This is a genomic window from Aeromonas sp. 75A, from assembly GCF_051919425.1.
Taxonomy (GTDB): Bacteria; Pseudomonadota; Gammaproteobacteria; order Enterobacterales; family Aeromonadaceae; genus Aeromonas; species Aeromonas veronii.
In genome coordinates this window covers 3580492-3598761 of sequence record NZ_JBQBES010000002.1, presented here as the reverse complement: position 1 = coordinate 3598761, position 18270 = coordinate 3580492, and the positions used below count along the sequence as shown (strand labels likewise).

The 18270-nt window shown below is 54.9% G+C and carries 17 protein-coding genes, 1 tRNA gene and 1 riboswitch; of the genes, 7 read left to right on the top strand and 11 right to left on the bottom strand.

From position 1 onward, the window contains the following. Positions 1 to 50: 50 nt before the first annotated feature. From ACTG2T_RS16870 to ACTG2T_RS16855, 4 genes are all read right to left on the bottom strand, one after another. Positions 51 to 1640, bottom strand: coding sequence for a polysaccharide biosynthesis/export family protein (locus ACTG2T_RS16870; protein WP_330124858.1), 1590 nt, complete (start codon positions 1638 to 1640; stop codon positions 51 to 53). A 222-nt stretch (positions 1641 to 1862) separates the two neighbouring features. Continuing rightward, positions 1863 to 3056 (bottom strand): sugar transporter, encoded by a 1194-nt coding sequence (locus ACTG2T_RS16865; RefSeq protein WP_330124802.1) that lies wholly within the window; start codon positions 3054 to 3056, stop codon positions 1863 to 1865. A 93-nt stretch (positions 3057 to 3149) separates the two neighbouring features. Continuing rightward, positions 3150 to 3800, bottom strand: coding sequence for an ABC transporter ATP-binding protein (locus tag ACTG2T_RS16860; RefSeq protein WP_330124801.1), 651 nt, complete (start codon positions 3798 to 3800; stop codon positions 3150 to 3152). Positions 3801 to 3803: 3 nt separating this feature from the next. Next, on the bottom strand, positions 3804 to 4589 hold the full coding sequence (locus tag ACTG2T_RS16855; RefSeq protein WP_330124800.1) for an ABC transporter permease: 786 nt from the start codon (positions 4587 to 4589) through the stop codon (positions 3804 to 3806). Positions 4590 to 5558: 969 nt separating this feature from the next. Between ACTG2T_RS16855 and ACTG2T_RS16850 the strand changes: the two genes are divergently transcribed. Then, a complete protein-coding gene (locus ACTG2T_RS16850) occupies positions 5559 to 6206 on the top strand; it encodes a winged helix-turn-helix domain-containing protein (protein WP_330124799.1) in 648 nt (215 codons plus the stop codon). Beyond that, a complete protein-coding gene (locus ACTG2T_RS16845; protein WP_330124798.1) occupies positions 6157 to 6600 on the top strand; it encodes a hypothetical protein in 444 nt (147 codons plus the stop codon). The genes ACTG2T_RS16850 and ACTG2T_RS16845 overlap by 50 nt, the downstream gene beginning before the upstream one ends. A 331-nt stretch (positions 6601 to 6931) precedes the next feature. Here ACTG2T_RS16845 and ACTG2T_RS16840 read toward each other — a convergent pair. Continuing rightward, positions 6932 to 7021: transfer RNA gene (locus ACTG2T_RS16840), tRNA-Ser, on the bottom strand. A gap of 401 nt (positions 7022 to 7422) precedes the next feature. Here ACTG2T_RS16840 and ACTG2T_RS16835 point away from each other — a divergent pair. Next, a complete protein-coding gene (locus ACTG2T_RS16835) occupies positions 7423 to 8379 on the top strand; it encodes a L,D-transpeptidase family protein (RefSeq protein ID WP_139460342.1) in 957 nt (318 codons plus the stop codon). Positions 8380 to 8418: 39 nt separating this feature from the next. Beyond that, positions 8419 to 9405 carry a DUF481 domain-containing protein gene (locus tag ACTG2T_RS16830; protein WP_330124797.1) on the top strand — a complete coding sequence of 329 codons (987 nt, stop codon included), beginning with the start codon at positions 8419 to 8421 and terminating at the stop codon, positions 9403 to 9405. 115 nt (positions 9406 to 9520) lie between these two features. On the opposite strand, the gene ACTG2T_RS16825 is transcribed toward ACTG2T_RS16830, so the two are convergent. The 4 genes from ACTG2T_RS16825 to ACTG2T_RS16810 form a co-directional block, all read right to left on the bottom strand. Beyond that, entirely contained in the window at positions 9521 to 10936 is a 1416-nt protein-coding gene (locus ACTG2T_RS16825; protein ID WP_021229232.1) for an SLC13 family permease, read from the bottom strand. 245 nt (positions 10937 to 11181) lie between these two features. Then, positions 11182 to 11907 carry a MaoC family dehydratase gene (locus ACTG2T_RS16820; RefSeq protein WP_019445964.1) on the bottom strand — a complete coding sequence of 242 codons (726 nt, stop codon included), beginning with the start codon at positions 11905 to 11907 and terminating at the stop codon, positions 11182 to 11184. 245 nt (positions 11908 to 12152) lie between these two features. Further along, entirely contained in the window at positions 12153 to 13124 is a 972-nt protein-coding gene (rlmF, locus tag ACTG2T_RS16815) for a 23S rRNA (adenine(1618)-N(6))-methyltransferase RlmF (protein WP_330124796.1), read from the bottom strand. Between the two features lie 148 nt (positions 13125 to 13272). Continuing rightward, the gene (locus ACTG2T_RS16810; RefSeq protein WP_005334331.1) at positions 13273 to 13761 is read right to left on the bottom strand and encodes a C40 family peptidase; all 489 of its coding nucleotides are present in this window, start codon (positions 13759 to 13761) and stop codon (positions 13273 to 13275) included. A 275-nt stretch (positions 13762 to 14036) separates the two neighbouring features. Here ACTG2T_RS16810 and ACTG2T_RS16805 point away from each other — a divergent pair, with 275 nt between their 5' ends. Together ACTG2T_RS16805 and ACTG2T_RS16800 are read left to right on the top strand one after the other, a co-directional pair. Continuing rightward, positions 14037 to 14759, top strand: a complete 723-nt coding sequence (locus ACTG2T_RS16805; protein WP_330124795.1) for a 4'-phosphopantetheinyl transferase family protein — start codon at positions 14037 to 14039, stop codon at positions 14757 to 14759. Next, positions 14756 to 15604, top strand: a complete 849-nt coding sequence (locus ACTG2T_RS16800; RefSeq protein ID WP_005353298.1) for a tetratricopeptide repeat protein — start codon at positions 14756 to 14758, stop codon at positions 15602 to 15604. Before ACTG2T_RS16805 ends, ACTG2T_RS16800 begins: the two co-directional genes overlap by 4 nt. Before the next feature lie 172 nt (positions 15605 to 15776). Here ACTG2T_RS16800 and ACTG2T_RS16795 read toward each other — a convergent pair whose 3' ends face one another. Next, a complete protein-coding gene (locus tag ACTG2T_RS16795) occupies positions 15777 to 16019 on the bottom strand; it encodes an Lpp/OprI family alanine-zipper lipoprotein (RefSeq protein WP_005334342.1) in 243 nt (80 codons plus the stop codon). A 225-nt stretch (positions 16020 to 16244) separates the two neighbouring features. Then, a complete protein-coding gene (gene ribB, locus ACTG2T_RS16790) occupies positions 16245 to 16898 on the bottom strand; it encodes a 3,4-dihydroxy-2-butanone-4-phosphate synthase (RefSeq protein WP_005334344.1) in 654 nt (217 codons plus the stop codon). 106 nt (positions 16899 to 17004) lie between these two features. Next, a riboswitch (FMN riboswitch) is annotated at positions 17005 to 17161 on the bottom strand. A gap of 259 nt (positions 17162 to 17420) precedes the next feature. Between ribB and purU the strand changes: the two genes are divergently transcribed. Next, complete coding sequence (gene purU, locus ACTG2T_RS16785) at positions 17421 to 18257, top strand: formyltetrahydrofolate deformylase (RefSeq protein ID WP_005361738.1); 837 nt, start codon at positions 17421 to 17423, stop codon at positions 18255 to 18257. Positions 18258 to 18270: the final 13 nt, after the last annotated feature.

Here is an 18270-nt window from a genome sequence, read left to right as displayed (position 1 = left end):
GATTCACCTTATCCCGGTTTGATGTTGAAAAATATATTGAGAAATACGCATCAGAGCGCCACTAGCACACCTGCCGACACGGCGATCTGGTAAAGCACGCTGGTAAAGTCTTTGGTAATTTGCAGCGATTTGGTTTCAACCTGCGGCAAGACAAAAATCTCGTCACCCGGGCTGACGCGAATATCGCTATCGTCCAGTTCCCCCTTCTCTATCTGGCTAAAGGTGCCGTCGCGATGCAGCAACAGGATGCGCGAGTTGCTCGCCTTCTGGGTAAAGCCACCGGCCAGATTGATATAGTCCGCCACGGTGCGTTTCTGATCCGCCAGAATGGCATTCGGGAACATCACATCCCCGTGCACCATCACCAGATTGGTCTGGCGCGGAATGCGGATGATATCGCCGGGTTCAAGACGCACCTCTTCCAGATTGGGGGCGTTGGCCAGCACCACCTGACCGCTCGGCTCGATCTCTTTGGCCCGCGCAACCCACTGCATCAGCAGATCCGCCTCGCTCTTGCGCAAGCTCGCTTCACCATCGGAGGCAGAGCGGGCGGTGAGAATGCTCGCTTCAAAGGCCTTGAGGGAGGATCCCAGCATCTCTTTCTGGCGTACCTTGACCGAATCGCGATAGAGCTGGATGGCGCTGATATCGGCATCACGGGTCAACTTCAGGCCATTGAGCACTTCACCCAACCGCGCGCCGTAGCGCAGTACCACCTCCTGCTCGCTATCGTGCTCCCCCTCAATGCGTACCGCGATGGAGGCATAACGCTTGTCGGCGATGGCCTCCACGGTATCGCCGCTGCTGACCATTACCCGAGCCAAAGTAGCAGTATCACTGAGGGGATAGTTATCCATCCGGATATCTTCCCCCTGATTGCGGCTGACCCGGATATGGGTGGCATCGGCATCGGGTCTGGCCAGTTGCAACAGCTCGGCCAGGGTCATATGGGGGGTGACCATCTCAAACTTGTTGGCATTGGCCACCTTGCCACGCACCGTGCTCTGATAGCGCAGCGGCGCCACCACCAGGGTATCGCCGTCGCGCAGTTGGGTCGGCTGCAGATTGCCGTTTAGCAAGAATTGGTAGAGGTTGAAATTGCGCAGGGTTTTGCCAGCGCGCTTGAGCGCCACATCCAGATAGCTGCCCCGCTCGGGGGAGATGCCACCCGCCTTGTCGAGAAAATAGAGGATGGAGTCCCCCGATTGACCGGCATAGAGGCCGGGTTGATTGACAAAGCCGGTGACGAAGATCTTGACCGGTTGGCTCACATCGAGGGTGGCGTAGACGCTGACGTTCTTCTGATAGACGCGGGTGATGGCGCCAAGCAAGGTGTCATTGAGCTGCTCGTTGCGCACCCCGGCCACCTTGACCGGCCCGACCTTGGGCAGAAAGATATTGCCCTGGTGATCGACCAGCAGGCTCTGATCAAACTCGACCCCGCCCCACAGTTGCACCTGCAGCTTGTCGCCGATGGCGATGCGGTAATCGGGGTTGAACCCGTTAAATGATTCACGGGCAAACTCGCCGCGAAACAGCCAGTTGCCAAAGACGGGATCGCGGGTTTGGGTGTCGCTCACCACCTTGCGCACCGGCGCCGCCTCCTGGGCGACGCCCAGCCCGTAAGCAGGCGGAATCATCAGCGCAGTGACGAGCGCCAACGATGCGGCGCGGATAGTAAAGTGGAGAGTGAAGTGGATAGACGTTAACCGCCGATTGCGGCCGGGGTAACGGGGTCGAGAGAGCAAGGTTGAAATCAAGGTAAACTCCTGCCGGGCACAAGTTTATGCACTGAGCCATCGGGTATTGAAAAGGACGAGTATCAATCGGTCGCCACCCACGCTGGCGGGTAGCAGTGGCCATCAATCCTGATGTTCGCGCAAGGTGGCGAGTCCCATTACCACCAAGCCATAGAAGAGGCAAAGCAGCACGCCAATGGTGGCGAGGTTGTAGAGGCGGCGCGGGTACTGCGCCTCCTGTGCGGCACTTGGCGTACTCACCACCAACAGGTGCTTGAGCTTGCGATAAGCTTCGACCCGGGCCTGCTCCAGACTGACCAGGCCGGTTTTGTAGATGTCGGCCGCTAGCTGAGTCTGCACCTGCACCGCCTGATAGTCGGCATTCACCTCGTTAAGCGACTGTTCGTCGTTGCTGGTCAGCCGCCGCTTCTCTTGTGCCAACTGGCGGGTCAGCGCTTCCACCCGATCTTTGGCCGCCACCACATCGGGAGCCTTGGGATTCATGTAGATTTGCAGCCGCTTGAGCTCGGTATCCTGACGCACCAACTCGGCCTCCAGCTCGGACACCAACCCCAGCATGGCGCTGCTGGTTGCCTCCGGGCTCATCAGCTTGTGGCGATTCTGGAACGCCAGCATCTTGTCCCGCTCGGCCTGCAACCGCTCGTGGGAACGAGCCACCTCACTTTCTACAAAGGTGAGCTGCTCGAGGGCGACCTGATGACCCAGCCGATTGATAAAGCCCTCCCCCTCTTTCAGCATCAGGGCCACCACCTCGCGGGCATACTCGGGCTCGAATGCCTGTAGCCGGATGGTCAGGATCCCCGACAGCTCGTCGAGGGTGAGGGTGAGATGGTCACGGTAGTAGGCGAGAAACTCTTCATTGCTGGCATCCCATGGGAGTCGTGACAACCAATCAGCGTGACCGCCCTGATAGTGCCCCTTGAGGTCGAGCGCCTTGTCGAGCCGCTGCAGCATGTCCCATGAACCCAGATAGGCATGCAGCACCTGCACATCCTGATGATTGCTGCCACCCAGCCCCAGCATGGAGAGGGCATCCGGCATCATCTTGAGCTGATCTGCCTGCTTGACGATGATGCTCGCTTCGCTGACATAGCGATCACTGGCGATTGCAACGTAATAGAGGGTCGCCACGCCAAAGCAGAGCAAGACCCAGAGAAAGCTGCCCAGCCTGATGGCCTTTTTCCATGAGAAACGGGCAGCCCGATATCCCTTTGAATCGATAAGGAAGCGTTTGGGGTCGCGCCTGAATTTGCGCAGCTTGCGACCGATATGCGTCTTAAGGGTGCTGGTGTTCATGACTATCCGGAGTGATGATGGCAATCGGCCCGCATCGCGCAAACCGAAATGATATCGTGGCAAGTGATTGAAAAATAAATGTGAGAGCGGTAATTACAGGTTTTTATAGACCGCGATGGCCTCTTCAATATCGGGGTAGAGGGTCAGGCTGGCATTGTTCAGCACAATCCCCATGTCACACTGCTTGCGCAGGGTATTCATATCGTGGGAGACCATGATGAGGCTCGCCGTTTCTCGCTTCTGGTTGAAAACATCGATGCACTTTTGCTTGAACCTGGCATCCCCCACCGAGGTGATCTCGTCGGTCAGATAGATGTCAAAATCAAACGCCATACTGACTGCAAACGAGAATTTGGATTTCATCCCGCTCGAGTAACCCCGGATAGGCAATTCAAAGTGCTGGCCTATCTCGGAAAAGCCCTTGACCCACTCCTCGACCCGGCGAGTGTCATTAAGGCCATGGATCCGGCAGATAAAACGGGTATTTTCACGACCAGTCATGCTGCCCTGAAATCCACCGCTCAGCGCCAGCGGCCAGGAGACCCGATTGTGGCGGGTGATCTTGCCCCTGCTCGGCATATCCATGCCGCCAAGCAGGCGCAACAGGGTGGATTTACCCGCCCCGTTGGCACCCAGAATGCCGATATTTTTATCTCCCGGCAGCGTGAAGTTCACATCCTTCAAGACATAATTACGCCCGAATTTGGTGGGGTAATATTTGCTGACATGTTCGAGGGTTATCATTTTTTAACTTGCAATCAATCGACGGTGGCTCAGGCGATAGGCGCTCATCGCAAACGCCAATGTTATCAAGGTGGTACCGAGCAGATAATTCCAACTCCCCCCTTGGGTTTGAAAACCGGCAATCCAGCCACTGCGGATCAATTCGAGTGCATGCACGATAGGGTTCCAGAGCAGCAGATGCTGATAACTTTGCGGCACCGCCGCCAGCGGGAAAAAGACTGCCGATATCCAGAGTAGAGGACGCATCAAGATCGGAATTAATTTGTCCACTTCGGCTGAAAGACTGCTCACAATGCAGAGCAGAGTACCGAGGCCAAATGAGAAGATCATCAGGGTGCCATACCCCATGATCACCGCCAGCGGGTCATCGGGTATCGCATCAAAACCAGACCAGACCAGAATCAGGATTAATACAATAGCCACCAATATCCCTATAATGGACTCCAGTACAAATCGGGAGAACAAGGTGGCAAAGACAGTGACCTGGCGATAGCAAAATAGCCCTTTATTGGCACTAACAGCCGAAATTAGGCGATTCGCAGTACTCCTAAACATCAAAAAGGGTAAATAACCGCTAGCAATAAACACCGGCGCTTCAACCCCACCGAAACCATTACGCTGCCTGATACCGAATATGACACAGAATACGGCGATGGTAATCAAGGGGTCCAGCAAGGCCCAGGTATATCCCATGCGATAATTGCCAAAGCGAGTCTTCAACTCCCGCATCAATAATCCGAAGGTGACATCTTTCAATACCACAGCAGGACTGCGTCTTTGTATCAACATTGCGTTTGGCTTGAACACCTCAGTTAATAGATAAGGATGTAGCATCAAGTTTGAATGAGCAGCCCAGCACTATCGTCTGTACGCCAGGCTGTCGACTGCTAGTAAAATACCATGGCTACCGCACGGAAATGACAATTCCCGACAATAAGCTTTAATCCAATTTTCTCTTGCCATAGCTACCGCACGGAAATGACACATTCCGGTGGGCATCCATGCAAAAAACGGCCGCCACTCTGCCGATTCGTATCAGACAAAGAGGCAATGGTACGATTTGAGTTATCCCTTCTCTGGTTGAGCGGGATGCCGGAGTTTACTTATAAATAAGCTTCCGATTTACCTTTGCTCACCAACTGTGGCTGCTTGCCGCCATTTCCAACCCTATTGATGCTGTCTAAGAGGCTTGAAAACGGCGAGAGAAAATATATCCACACGACATGTTTGTTTCCACTCGAAACCATGACAATTGAGTGAAAAAAGGATGATTTTTCTGTGAAAAGTGAAAAAACTATCTATAAAAAAGGCAATTTAAGCATTAACAAGCCACATTTTCGCAGTTGTTGAAAGTTATTCTCAACAACAGATGCAATGCTTACTGCGCCGACCCTACAAATGGCATTCATTAACCACTCAGGCACACCCACAGCTGATATAGATAGACACCCAAAACTCCGTAGTGCTGTATAACCGCCAGAAGCTGTCTGCAGACCTATATCGCGGTTTGGTATCCGTTGAAGGCTTAATGTTCAATGAGAATCATCGCGCATGCTTTTCTTCACGATTTTCAATCCCCTACTGCAAACAACATATCGCCAAACATGGAGCTCTCTACAGGCGTACAACTTGATATACAGACGTGATCATGGAATGTTGATTGCAGTGTTGCTAACAAATAACGTACAATATCAACTTGATTTTAAACACGCCCACTATTCTAAAGTTGAATGATCTGATACTTGGTGATATTGATATATGATTTCGCTAAACATAAATAGTGGTGAGCTACTTTTTAATGGCTCGACAACAGCACAATTGAGCAGTAGTGAAATACTGGTTTTGCAATGTTTGATGGATCAGCCAGACGTACTGGTATCCAAAGAGGCATTGATGGAGGCAGGCTGGCCCAGCAAGGTTGTACAGCAAAATTCATTGACCGTTGCCATAAAAAACATCAGAAAAGCGTTAGCAGAAATTACCGATGGTCCCATAATTGAAACGCGTCATCGGCGAGGATATATATTTCACTCTGTCGTGAGCACCACTAAAAAAATAGAATGTGATGTTTCTTTGATGGATTTTTCCGTTGACCAAAAAACTTCAAATGAAATAATAGAGCCTAATTATAGCCATGAGAGAAAACTACATAAATTTGGCTCCATTTTCATTGGCATTATATTTTATAGTGTATTTGCGCTAATGGCCTTATGGTCGCTATTTATTACAACACTAGATACTCCGATTATCCGAAACAAGATTAACAAGGCAAATCTTTGTGGTTATTCAGAGCTTAGTGATCATGATGTAAAATGCATTGAAAAAAAAGTTAGTGCGTCTGAAGGAACTTACCTCTATGGATATGATAAAGAATTGGGTCAGCTTCAAATCCATAAAATGGATTAGTTTCACTCTATTGCTAGTTTATTCTGCAACGCCATTTATCAATGGGCTAGGATGTGATTATCAGCAACAATATGAGCGTGATGATTTCTCATTTTACTCAACCTGCAAGTTTGGTTATGCCAAGAGCGTTGTGCATAACAAGGCTACGGGTGAAGTGCTCAAACATGAAGGTTTTTTAGGGAAACGTGGTGATACAGTCATTTTTATTGCAAACAAAGTGACTCGAACAACACCACATCAGGATCTCCATAGCAATGTGTATTCGGTGATGCACAACGACTTTCTCTATATTGCCAAGATCATTCATAAAGATAAGGAAGATTGGATTGTCATGACCTATCCCTACTACCGCCTGCAGAAGGTCAAAACGCTCGGTAAGCAGTCTCTCTGGTAACCAAACGATCCAAATCGAATTCACAGTGGTTCAAACTCTTGCAGCATAAAAGGCCTCATTTAACCCCCCTAATAGACATGAGTTATCCTCGGGAAGATCACGCCAAAGAGGTGTCTGGTTCCCATCCACTGGAATAGTCCAAGCTGACCAACCTCGAACCCGAGGGTGAGCAAAATAGAGGAATTTTCACTAAGAGCTGGAATGAAAAAATGTCCAACGCTGTTCAGTGATGTTCTATGCCAGTCAATACCCGATGGCATATTGAATGGTACATCAGCAAAAGTAAAATAATGAAAAAGTCCAACCTATTCAATAGGTTGGGCTTGGTATGTGGCGGAGAGACAGGGATTCGAACCCTGGGTGGCATTGCTGCCACAATTGATTTCGAGTCAATCCCGTTCGGCCACTCCGGCATCTCTCCGTGGGGAGAGATTTTTACCCAAGCTGGGCCGAGGATGCAATAAAAATTTCTTAGATATCAAATGGCTGAATCAGCTATCTGGGAGCAGGCTCACAATGCGGCGCGTGCTGTTCGCGTTGCGAGGCCACCCTGTATAGCCCTGCATCCACCCGCCATTAACCCTCTCACACACCCGGCGATTATCCATATCGTGACATTCCCCCATTGCCATGAGGCGTCTATTTTTCCTGCTTGGCGCTCAAATTTATGGGTGATGCCGATTTTGGCCGGTTTCCTATGTATCCCCACATCATTGCGGGTGCGCGGCAAGCTGGTAATCATGGGCTGATTGAGGAACAATCGCGCCATTCTGGCGGCTGTGTTGATAATGTTCCGCCCCGATTGAACTGATGGATCTCCTTATGCGATTGCCAAAACTCATGCCCCTCTCCATAACGCCTGCCCTTTCCATGCTGCTGGCAGCCATCCTGCTTTGCGCGGCGCCGGCAGAGGCCAAACGCTACCCGCTGCCACCTGCCGGGAGTCGCCTCATCGGTGAGCTGGAGGATTACATCATCCAGCAGAATGAACATCTGGAACTGGTTGGCAAAAATACGCAAATTGGATTTTTGGCGCTGCTTGAGGCAAATCCGGGTGTAGATCCCTATTTACCCAAGCCGGGCACCCGCTTGACGCTGCCCACCCAGATGCTGCTGCCTGATGTGCCTCGTGAGGGGATCGTCATCAATCTGCCCGAACTGCGCCTCTACTACTTCCCGAAAGGGAAGAACGAGGTCATCGTGCTGCCCATCGGGATTGGTGATATCGGCCGTGAGACTCCGGAGATGACCACCACCGTCATCGAGAAGAATCCCAACCCGACCTGGGTACCCGGCCCCATGGTGCGCAAATCCTGGCTGGAGCAAAAAGGGATCACCCTGCCCGCCGTGGTACCCCCCGGCCCGGAGAATCCCCTTGGCAAGTTCGCCATGCGCCTTGGCTATGGCAAGCGCGACTACCTGATCCACGGCACCAACAAGGATTTTGGCGTTGGCCTGCGGGTAAGTGCAGGCTGCATCCGGCTGCGACCTGACGATATCGAGGCCCTGTTCAAGATTGTGCCGATCGGCACGCCGGTGCGGGTCATCAATCAACCGGTCAAGGTAGCCATCGAACCGGATGGTCGGCGCTGGCTGGAGGTACACTCCCCGCTCTCCCGCACCGAAGAGGAGCTTGAAAATGGCGCCCCGCTGATGCTATCACCGGCCATAGAGAGCTTTATCAGTGCACCTGACGTGATGCAGGATGAGGTGACGGCGGCGCTGGAGAGCAAAAACGGCCTGCCCCGCCCCATCAGCAGCCAACTTGTCAGTGGCTAAGTCACCAGCGCCCAAGTCGCACCGGAGTCACCTTACCTCATGAAATTCCTGCCCCTCCTACTCCTGTTGGCCTGTCACTCCTTGTGGGCCAAGGACATTCTCTGGATGAACAATGGCGATCGTCTGACCGGTACCATCGAAGAGATTGGCGATGAGTCGGTACGCATCTCTTTGCCCTATACCGGTGCCGTTACCGTCAAGCGGGATGCCATCAAGCGCTGGCGACTAGAGCATCAGGATAAACCCAAGGCGACCGCCAAAGGTGGATTCACCCTGTTCAAGGATGAGCAGGATGAACGCAAGGCCTGGCTCTGGACCGGTAGTGGCGATCTCAACATCAAGCTCAAACATAAGGACAAGCACACCAACAACGTCAACTTCAAGGGCAAGACCGAGTTGGCCAATCTGGACTGGCGCTACAGCTTCTCCGGAGAGTACTCCTACGAAACGTCTGACAGCGTCACCGATAACCACGACTACAAACTGAACCCGACCATTGACTACTTTTTCGATCAACAGTGGTTTGTGCGCAGCTCGCTCAATGCCGAATATGACATGCTGGAGAGCAACTACCTCAGCCTCGACTATGGTACCGGGCCGGGTTACCGCTTCTGGAACGAGAAGCGCCGTCGGCTGGAGTTCGTAGCGCAGGGGGGTCTGCGTAAGACCTACTTCAGGGAAGAGAGCGGGATTGGGTTGCTCTTCAAAGGCAACCGGATCATCGACTATCCCTTTGCCAGCATGAACTGGGATTATCGCCAACCCATCCCGATATGGCGGGAAAAACTGGAGCTGTTCAGTCAGGGGCGCTATCTGCTCTATCTGGATCAACCCTCCCCCTATATCACTCTGAAGCGAGATGTGACCGGCAGCGTGGGCTTGCGCTACTACTTCAACGACCACCTGCGCCTCTCCTGGTCGAGCGAGATGGAGTGGGAAGATGGCGAAGTGCATTTCGTCGGTCTCGAGCAAAAGTACAAAGAGACCGAATTCAGGCACCTGCTCAATCTGGGCGCCAGTTTCTGAGTCAACTGCAAACAGAAAGAGGAGCCAATTTGGCTCCTCTTTCTGTTTTGGTCATCACCTGCCATGGTACTTCTCCGATGATGGAGCAGGCAACAGATGAGAAACCGCCGTACGCTCAGATCAGCCCCCAGGCGGCAATCTGGTAGATCCATACCATCGCCAGCAGGGTGCCGACTAACCCCATGATGACACCGATGCGCACCATCTGGTGACTCTCCACCAGACCGGTGGCGTGGGCCAGCGCATTGGGCGGGGTACTGATGGGCAGCGACATCCCGAGCGAAACCGAAATAGTGACGGCCAGGATCAAGGTGTGGCTGCCGCCCCACTCTGCCAGCTCCGGCATGCTGACTGCCAGTGCCGCCACCAGTGGCAGCAACAGATTGGCGGTTGCGGTGTTGGACATAAAGTTGGCCATCACCACCGCCAGCAGACAGGCACCAATGAGCACCGCCAGCGTGGAGTATTCGTGGAACGGAATGTGGGTGATGAGCCGCTCGGCCAACCCGGAGTCCTCCAGCGCCAGCCCCAGCGCGATACCGCCCGAGACCAGCCAGAGCACGTCGAGGGAGATCTTGTGCAAATCGTCCTTGGTGATGATGCCGGTGGTCAGGAACACAGCTACCGGGATCATGGCGACCACGTAGGAACTCATGCCGTGCAGATCCCCCAGTAGCCAGAGCACTATGGTGGTGATAAAGGTGAGGTAGACCACCCAGGCGCGAGGGGTCTGCATAAAGCGCCCCTCAATCTTGAGATCCATCCGCTTGAGGGTGCTCGGGAAGAAGCGCCCCAGCAGAAACCAGCCAAGCAGCAACAGCAGTACCACAAAGGGCACCGCAAATCCCATCCACTGACCGAACGAGATGGCATGCTCGCCGGTCAGGTATTTGAGGGCCACTGCGTTGGGCGGAGTGCCGATGGGAGTGCCGATCCCGCCGAGGTTGGCCGCCAGCGGAATGGCCAGCACAAAGCCGATTTTGGCCGGGTCCTTGTCGGGAAACGCCGCCAGCACCGGGGTAAGGATGGCCAGCATCATGGCGGTGGTGGCGGTATTGCTCATAAACATGGAGAAGGTGGCGGTGATCAACATCAGCCCCAGCATGACGATCCGGGGATCCTGACCGAACGGGCGCAGCAGCACCCGCGCCAGATTGACGTCCAGATGGTACTTGGTCGCCGCAATGGCGAGGAAAAAACCACCGAGAAACAGCATGATAACCGGCGAGGCAAAGGTCGCCATCACCTCGGTGGACTTGAGCAGCTCACCAAACCCCGGTTCAGCCTTGTCGGCAGTCATGAACCAGAGCCCCTTGTCGGAGAGCAGCAGCAGCTCCAGCACGATAATCAGCACCGAGGTAGCAAAGATAGGGATGGGCTCCAGGATCCAGCAGAGGGCGGCCAGCACGAAAATGGCCACGACCCGCTGCTCGATGACGGTGATCCCCTCCAGCGGGATCCAGTGGGTCGGGATCAGCAGGATGGCGAGGCTCAGCAGCAGTGGCAGAATAATCTTGTTATTGATGGGCACTATTGTCTCCAGGATCGGGAGTAAGAAGCCAATAGTGGCATAACATGCTATCGCCTCACGCGGCCAACTCGCCAAAATGAGAGCTGGCTAACTGCACGGCGCACCGTTTTGTGAGTCATATCAAGCTGGGGTCGGCGCGCTATGGCTGACGCCTCACCCCTTGCAGCAAACAGGCAAAAAAACGGGCCCGCTGTTCGTTGCACACGACAGCGGGCCCGTTTCACCATTCATGCCGATGAGGGGGCTCAGAAGTAGATGCGGGTCACCGACTCGATGACGCAACCCGGGCGGCGGATCCCTTCGATCTCGACCTTGATCTCTTTGAGCAGCTCCAGCCCACCCTTGATGGGGGTGACCCGGGCCAGCTTGGTGCGGGCGCGGATGTTGCTGTCCACCTTGATGGGATAAGGGAAACGTACCTGATCCAGCCCGAAGTTCACCACCATGCGGGCGGTCGGGAACTCGGGGGTGGCCTCATCGACCGAGCCGGTCAACTGCGGCAACAGCGCCAGGGTCAGGAATCCGTGAGCGATGGTGGTCTTGAAAGGCGACTCGGCGGCCGCACGCTCCGGATCGGTGTGGATCCACTGGTGATCCCCGGTCACGGCAGCAAACTGATCGATCATCTGCTGGCTGACGTGCAGCCACTCGCCGACATGGGTCTCTTCACCGATGCGGGCCTGCAGGGCGGCATAGAGCTCGGCCGCCTCGGCCCCCAGCTCAACTGCGGGTTCCTGAGCCACGGCAGGCTGACCGTTGGCCACTTGTGCCACGGTTGCTGCATCCTGTTGCTGCTCGCTCTGGGACTCGGCTTGCAAGTCCAGCACACGCCCCAGCAAAGGGTGAAGATGTGCCTTTTGCTGAAACTCACGCCAGTAGTCGCGGATCGCCGGAGAGAGCCAATCCTTGAGCTCAAAGGGGTGCTGCGCCAGAATTTCGCGCTTGCGCTTCAGAAAATCGACAACTTTCATCTACCGATCCCTATTTGATTCAATGCCTGTAAAGAGGTCTAACCAGTCCTATTTTATTAAAGTTTCAGCTGTAAGTGCAAAAAAATCTCGGCGTACACCTGTACCAAGGCGGAAGTAACTACTTAGACCATGTAAACCAGCACGATCTGCCAATGAGGAAATCGATTGCCAAAGATGCCGCCAGCAGGGGAAATTCATCGGGGTCGTTATGAAAAAAGGCCCTCGTCGGGCCTTGTGGTGGGGAGTCAGCGCGCGCTCGACCAGCCGCGACGCAATCCCTCTTCATCCAGGAAGGACCAGGCGAGGATCCGGCTCACCTTGTTGCCCTGTGCCATGTCGATCACCCGTACCTGACGCGCCCCCACCCGGCTCAACGCCTTTTTCGCCCCCGGCAGGTTCTCTTTTTTCGACACCAGCGAGCTGAACCAGAGACACTGAGTGGCAAACTCCTTGCTCTGGGCAATCATGTTGGCCAGAAACGCCGCCTCGCCCCCTTCGCACCAGAGCTCTGCCTTCTGGCCGCCAAAATTAAGCACAGGGGCGCCTGTCACCTCCTTGCCCAGATTGCGCAGCTTGCGCTCCGTCCCCTTGCTCGCCTCTTCTAGCGACGCATGGAACGGTGGATTGCACAGCGTCAGGGCGAAGCGCTCCTTCGGCCCTATGATGCCGCGAAACACATGGTTGGGGTTACCCTGCAAACGACACTCAATCTGGTTGCCGAGTCCGTTGCTCTTGGCCAGCAGGGTGGCCGCCTTGACCGAGACCGGATCGATATCCGATCCCACAAAACGCCAGCCATATTCGCGGCAGCCGAGCAGCGGATAGATGCAGTTTGCCCCCACCCCGATATCCAGCACCCTCACCCCCTTGCCGGTAGGGAGCTGGCCTGCGCTCTCGGCCAACAGGTCGGCCGCCCAGTGCAGGTAGTCCACCCGTCCCGGGATAGGCGGGCAGAGGTAACCGGCAGGCAAGTCCCAGTGGGCAATCCCGTAGTGATTGGCCAGCAGGGCGCAATTGAGGGTCTTCACTGCATCGGGATCGGCAAAATCGATGGTGCGGGTGCCGTAGTCATTGATAAAGACGTGGGCAGCCAACTCGGGAGTTCGCAGGCAGAGCGCCTCAAAGTCGTAACCCGCCTGATGGCGATTACGAGAGTGAAGTCCGGATTTGCGGTCGCCCGACTTGGGGCCACCGGCTGATGGGATGCGGGGTTTCATACTGAGCCTGCCGAAGAAAACGGGCCCACACTATAGTGATTTGACTCGGGAAAGTCTAAACGAGGGCAATAAAAAACCGGGCTATCGAGCCCGGTTCAAGTGAGGTTGGAAAAACAGTCCGTACTGCGAGCCGTTTGTCCAGCCTGACTCAGATATCGATCCGGCGAGCTTGCCAGAACTTGTTGCGCCAATATTGGCTATCCAACTTGGAGCGCGTCACACCGGCTCGAGTCGAGGCGTGGATGAATTCACCATTGCCGACATAGATACCAACGTGGTTGAGACGACGATTGATTTTGAAGAAGACCAAGTCACCCTCGACCAGATCCTGCTTGGAAACGCGCGTCCCTTCATGGACTTGGGAGCGGGTATCGCGGGGTAATTCGATACCGACGGCATTGCGGAACACTTCACGGGCAAAGGCGGAACAGTCGATACCGCGCTGGCTGCTGCCACCCATCCGGTACGGAACACCACGCCACTCTTTATATACAGTCAGGATTTCATTCACATCGGGTGTCTGGGAAGCTTCCGGTTCGATGACAGGTTCGACCATGGAAACTTCGATCTTGCTCGCGACCTCGGGTTGGGGTGCCGAGGCACAACCCACCATTCCGAGTGCGACCAGCAGTAGCATCAGGTGGCGCAATCCTTTATCCCCGCTAAATAGTAAATCTTGTTAAAATACGGCCCCAAAGGGCAATTTATAAGGCAACAGCACCCGACTATATCCAAGAATTCTATCGAGGCAAGTGAAAATCCCTATCAAGCTCACATTTTTGCAAGGAAATGCACGATTTTTCATAATTAATGTGATCATGCCCAAACAATATACAATCGCAAAAAGAGCCTTGGGCCTCATAGATAACTGGCTTTTATCCCTGCTTCAGCACCTTTTTAAAGTGAAAAATCATGATCGAAACCGATCTTTTTTTGTTAAAACCGGCCAGGGTATGCCAAGAGCTGCTTGCTCAATTGCCTGAATGGCTGTCAACCGATGAGCTGCATATCTGGCAAGCCATGACCCATCCTGAACGGCGTCAGGAATATCTGGTGAGCCGCGCCCTGCTGCGCCAGCTATTGGCCGAGCGGCTGCAACAACCTGCAGCCACTCTGCAATTTTGCAACGGCCCCCAGGGTAAGCCCCGACTGCATGATGATGCTTGGCAGTTCAATCTGAGCCACAGTGGCAGCTGGCTGGTGTTGGCGCTCTGCCCGCAGGGGCCGCTTGGGGTGGATATCGAACTGGGCAAACGGCGGCATCATCCCCTCCCCCTGGCCCGCCGGTTTTATGCACAGAGTGAATATGAGTGGCTCTGCGCACAGCCTGCCCAAGAGCAGGAGAGTGCCTTCTACCGGCTCTGGTCGCGCAAGGAGGCGGTACTGAAAGCCCACGGTGGCGGCATAGCGGCGGGACTGGAGAAGGTGCGGTTTCTCCCGGAGGAAGAATGGCGACTCGACAACCGGCTCGATGACACCCCTTATCAGGTACAGGATTGGCCCTTTGCCAGCGGCTGGCTCAGTCTCGCGGCGACGGCAGCCCCCGTGACCTTTTACCGGCTGGATGAGCGCTTGAATTGCCACTCGCTTAACCCCATGTTACTCAACACCCTTTCTGAAGAGTCCAACTCATGATCGTCGACATTACTCCCCAGAATTTTCACGCTGAACTTATCGATGCGTCCATGAAGAAGCCGGTCGTCATCTATTTCCATGCTCCGCAGATGCCAGAGTGCCAGGGGATGACACCGTTGATTGAATCACTGGTTGGGCCCGCCAATGAGCAGGTCACCCTGGCCAAGGTGGATATGAACGATCCCCAGCTGCAGCCGCTGGCCAGTCAGCTCGGCCTGCGCGCCCTGCCCGCATTGGTGCTGTTCCATCAGGGGCGCCCTGACGAACAGGGGATCATCGAAGGACCGCAGGATGAAGCCACCCTGCGCCAGTATTTCGCCGCTTTCGCCCCCAAAGAAGAGGAAGAGTTGCTGGCCAAGGGGCAACAGGCGCTGGCTGACGAGCAGCCCAGCATCGCCTATGCCCATCTGACCAAGGCACACCAGCTGGCTCCTGAACGTCACGACATCAGCCTGTGGCTCATTCAAGCTGCGCTCGACCTCAACCTGCTGGATGAAGCGCAGGAGCGCCTCGGCACCATCCCGATGGCGGCGCAGGATGGCCACTTCCATACCCTGAGCTCACGACTGGCGCTGGCCCTGCAAGCGGCAGACAGCCCGGAGCTGCGCGCGCTGGAAGCCCGCCATGCAGAACAGCCTGATGATTTTGCCCTGGCTCAGGAGCTGGCGGTGCAATACAACCAGGCTGGTCGTCAGGAAGAGGCATTGGGACTGCTGCTGGAGATCCTCAAGCGGGATTTGGCATTCGGCGATGCCAGAAAGACCTATCTCGATATTCTGGCGACCATGGGCAGCACACCGGCGGCGCAGAGCTACCGTCGCAAACTCTATAGTCTGCTCTACTGATCAGAATCGAACTGGCTGGTAATGATGGGGGAGTGCCGGGAGACCGGCATGACCTCATGGGTCAAGTACGAAGAAGGTATTGTGGGAATAAGGTGCTGTGGGAATAGTGGAGATACGGTGAATTTCAGGCAAAAAAAAATGGCGCAAAACTGCGCCATTTTTCTCGCATGGATTACTTCTTGTAGGAAGTAGCCATGTTGTCGATGCGCTGGTTAGCACGCATAGCTTCTTGCTTGGCTTCGGCAACATCAGCAGCGATTTTGGACTGATCAGCACGAACTGCGCTAACATCTTGAGCCAGTTGGTCAACTTTGTTAGACAGATTCTGAACGGAAGTTTCCAGTTCGCTGGTGTTTGCACAACCGCCCAGCAGAGCGGACAGACCAACAACACCTACCAACAACAATTTTTTCATTTTTAAAGCTCCCTTGAACTCGCCAGACGTTTAGCAAGCGGCGTGATTATGGCACAAAAAAATCCTACTTTGCATAGTCCCCACCACAGATAAATGCATTAAAACCCTCATTTTTTTTTGAATGAACAGTTTTTGTCCAGATTCGTCTAAAAAATGAGTGCCGTGTGGTGGGGGCACGGACAAAGGTTAACCAAATTTTTGCCTTATTACAATTTCGTATGAGGCTCAGGCTGTACGTTCTGACAACAATTGACGATATTGCACCAGATCCTCGATGGTCAGCACCGGCATCTGGTGCTTGCGACCGAACGCAACCAGGTCTGGCAGACGCGCCATCGAGCCATCTTCTTTGGTCAATTCACACAACACACCAAACGGTTTGAGGCCAGCCAGCTGCATCAGATCGACCGTCGCTTCGGTATGACCCCGACGGGTAAGCACCCCACCGGTTCGCGCACGCAACGGGAAAACATGACCCGGGCGGTGCAGATCGCCCGGTTTAGCGCCGTCTGCGATGGCTGCACGGATGGTGGTGATGCGATCAGCCGCCGAGACACCGGTCGTGACCCCCTGCGCCGCTTCGATGGTCACGGTAAAGGCGGTCTGGTAGTGACTGGAGTTGGCCTCCACCATCATCGGCAGTTCGAGCTGGCGAACCCGCTCGTCGGGCAGGCAGAGGCAGACGATACCGGAGCACTCGCGGATCATCAGCGCCATCTGTTCATTGGTCATGGATTCGGCGGCGAAAATGAGGTCGCCCTCGTTCTCCCGATCTTCATCATCGGCCACCAGCACGCCGCCTCCGGCACGCAAGGCAGACAGGGCCGCTTCGACACGGGCAACGGGATCACCGAATTCACTGAGTAGAGACTGATTCATGGTAAAACTCCTAAACAAGACAAGGACCAGAATCAGGGCATGGAAAGGCAGACAGAGACGGGCATGCAGCGGCCAGCCCACAAAAGGGCCAACACGGCAAGGTCTGTCTTATCCTCTTTCATCCGGACTATGACCGTCGGCTCCGGCATCTCACCGGATCTGCTGACCCCGACCTGGCAATCAGCCGGGTCGGGCGCTCGCGGGCTCCCCGAGTCAATCGGGATACCGCCGGTGGGGAATTGCGCCCCGCCCTGAGAATAAGCGCAGACAGCCTAAAGAAAAACGGTTGCAGATACCAGCCAAAATCCCCCGCAGGCTGAAAAGCGTTTCAACATTGCGCCCGGGATCCCGCTCTGCGGCACGCTCGCCAGCACGAGAGGCCATGACTGGCGAATTTCTTTATGGCTCGGATCGGTTTATGGCATAGTTCCCGAAACAAAAAAACAGCGCCCGAAAAGAGAGCCTGAACAACGCTGCCGGCGCAGACAGCAGCGCCAACACCACAAACGGAAAATGACAGAGATGGAAAAGAAAATACTGCTCACGGATTGCCCGGATGCCAAAGGGCTCATCGCCAAGATCACCAACATCTGCTACAAGCACCAGCTCAACATCATCAAGAACGATGAGTTTGTGGATCACGAGAATGGCCGCTTTTTTATGCGTACCGAGCTGGAGGGGCGCTTCAACGACGAGACCCTGCTGGCCGACCTCGATGATGCCCTGCCCACCGGTGCCCAGCGCCGTCTGGTCAAGGCGGGCAAGAAGCGCATCGTCATCCTGGTGACCAAAGAGACCCACTGCCTCGGCGATATTCTGATGAAGAACTACGCGGGTGCGCTGGATATGGATATCGTCGCGGTGATCGGCAACTACGATACACTGGCCGAGCTCACCGGCAAGTTCGATATCCCGTTCCACACCGTCAGTCACGAGGATCTGAGCCGGACTGAACATGAGGAGCAGGTTCGCGCCATCATCGACAGCTATGAGCCTGACTATGTGATCCTGGCCAAGTACATGCGGGTGCTGACCCCGAGCTTCGTCGAGGCCTATCCGCGCAAGATCCTCAACATCCACCACTCCTTCCTGCCCGCCTTCATCGGTGCCCGCCCCTACCGGCAGGCGTTTGATCGCGGCGTCAAGCTGATCGGCGCCACCGCCCACTTCGTGACCGACGATCTGGATGAAGGCCCCATCGTCGAACAGGACGTGATCCACGTCGGTCACGCCTTCAGTGCGGACGATATGGCCAAGGCGGGTCGGGATGTGGAGAAATCGGTGCTGAGCCGCGCGCTGGAGCTGGTACTGAACGAGCGGGTGTTCGTCTACGGCAACAAGACGGTGGTCTTCAAGTAATTCGCCCACACGG

Excerpts from the sequence above, each read along its gene's own strand:
- ACTG2T_RS16870 (WP_330124858.1), bottom strand. The coding sequence starts at position 1,640 with ATGATTCCGCCTGCTTACGGGCTGGGCGTCGCCCAGGAGGCGGCGCCG.
- ACTG2T_RS16865 (WP_330124802.1), bottom strand. The coding sequence starts at position 3,056 with ATGAACACCAGCACCCTTAAGACGCATATCGGTCGCAAGCTGCGCAAA.
- ACTG2T_RS16860 (WP_330124801.1), bottom strand. The coding sequence starts at position 3,800 with ATGATAACCCTCGAACATGTCAGCAAATATTACCCCACCAAATTCGGG.
- ACTG2T_RS16855 (WP_330124800.1), bottom strand. The coding sequence starts at position 4,589 with ATGTTGATACAAAGACGCAGTCCTGCTGTGGTATTGAAAGATGTCACC.
- ACTG2T_RS16850 (WP_330124799.1), top strand. The coding sequence starts at position 5,559 with ATGATTTCGCTAAACATAAATAGTGGTGAGCTACTTTTTAATGGCTCG.
- ACTG2T_RS16845 (WP_330124798.1), top strand. The coding sequence starts at position 6,157 with ATGGATATGATAAAGAATTGGGTCAGCTTCAAATCCATAAAATGGATT.
- ACTG2T_RS16835 (WP_139460342.1), top strand. The coding sequence starts at position 7,423 with ATGCGATTGCCAAAACTCATGCCCCTCTCCATAACGCCTGCCCTTTCC.
- ACTG2T_RS16830 (WP_330124797.1), top strand. The coding sequence starts at position 8,419 with ATGAAATTCCTGCCCCTCCTACTCCTGTTGGCCTGTCACTCCTTGTGG.
- ACTG2T_RS16820 (WP_019445964.1), bottom strand. The coding sequence starts at position 11,907 with ATGAAAGTTGTCGATTTTCTGAAGCGCAAGCGCGAAATTCTGGCGCAG.
- rlmF (WP_330124796.1), bottom strand. The coding sequence starts at position 13,124 with ATGAAACCCCGCATCCCATCAGCCGGTGGCCCCAAGTCGGGCGACCGC.
- ACTG2T_RS16810 (WP_005334331.1), bottom strand. The coding sequence starts at position 13,761 with ATGCTACTGCTGGTCGCACTCGGAATGGTGGGTTGTGCCTCGGCACCC.
- ACTG2T_RS16805 (WP_330124795.1), top strand. The coding sequence starts at position 14,037 with ATGATCGAAACCGATCTTTTTTTGTTAAAACCGGCCAGGGTATGCCAA.
- ACTG2T_RS16800 (WP_005353298.1), top strand. The coding sequence starts at position 14,756 with ATGATCGTCGACATTACTCCCCAGAATTTTCACGCTGAACTTATCGAT.
- ACTG2T_RS16795 (WP_005334342.1), bottom strand. The coding sequence starts at position 16,019 with ATGAAAAAATTGTTGTTGGTAGGTGTTGTTGGTCTGTCCGCTCTGCTG.
- ribB (WP_005334344.1), bottom strand. The coding sequence starts at position 16,898 with ATGAATCAGTCTCTACTCAGTGAATTCGGTGATCCCGTTGCCCGTGTC.
- purU (WP_005361738.1), top strand. The coding sequence starts at position 17,421 with ATGGAAAAGAAAATACTGCTCACGGATTGCCCGGATGCCAAAGGGCTC.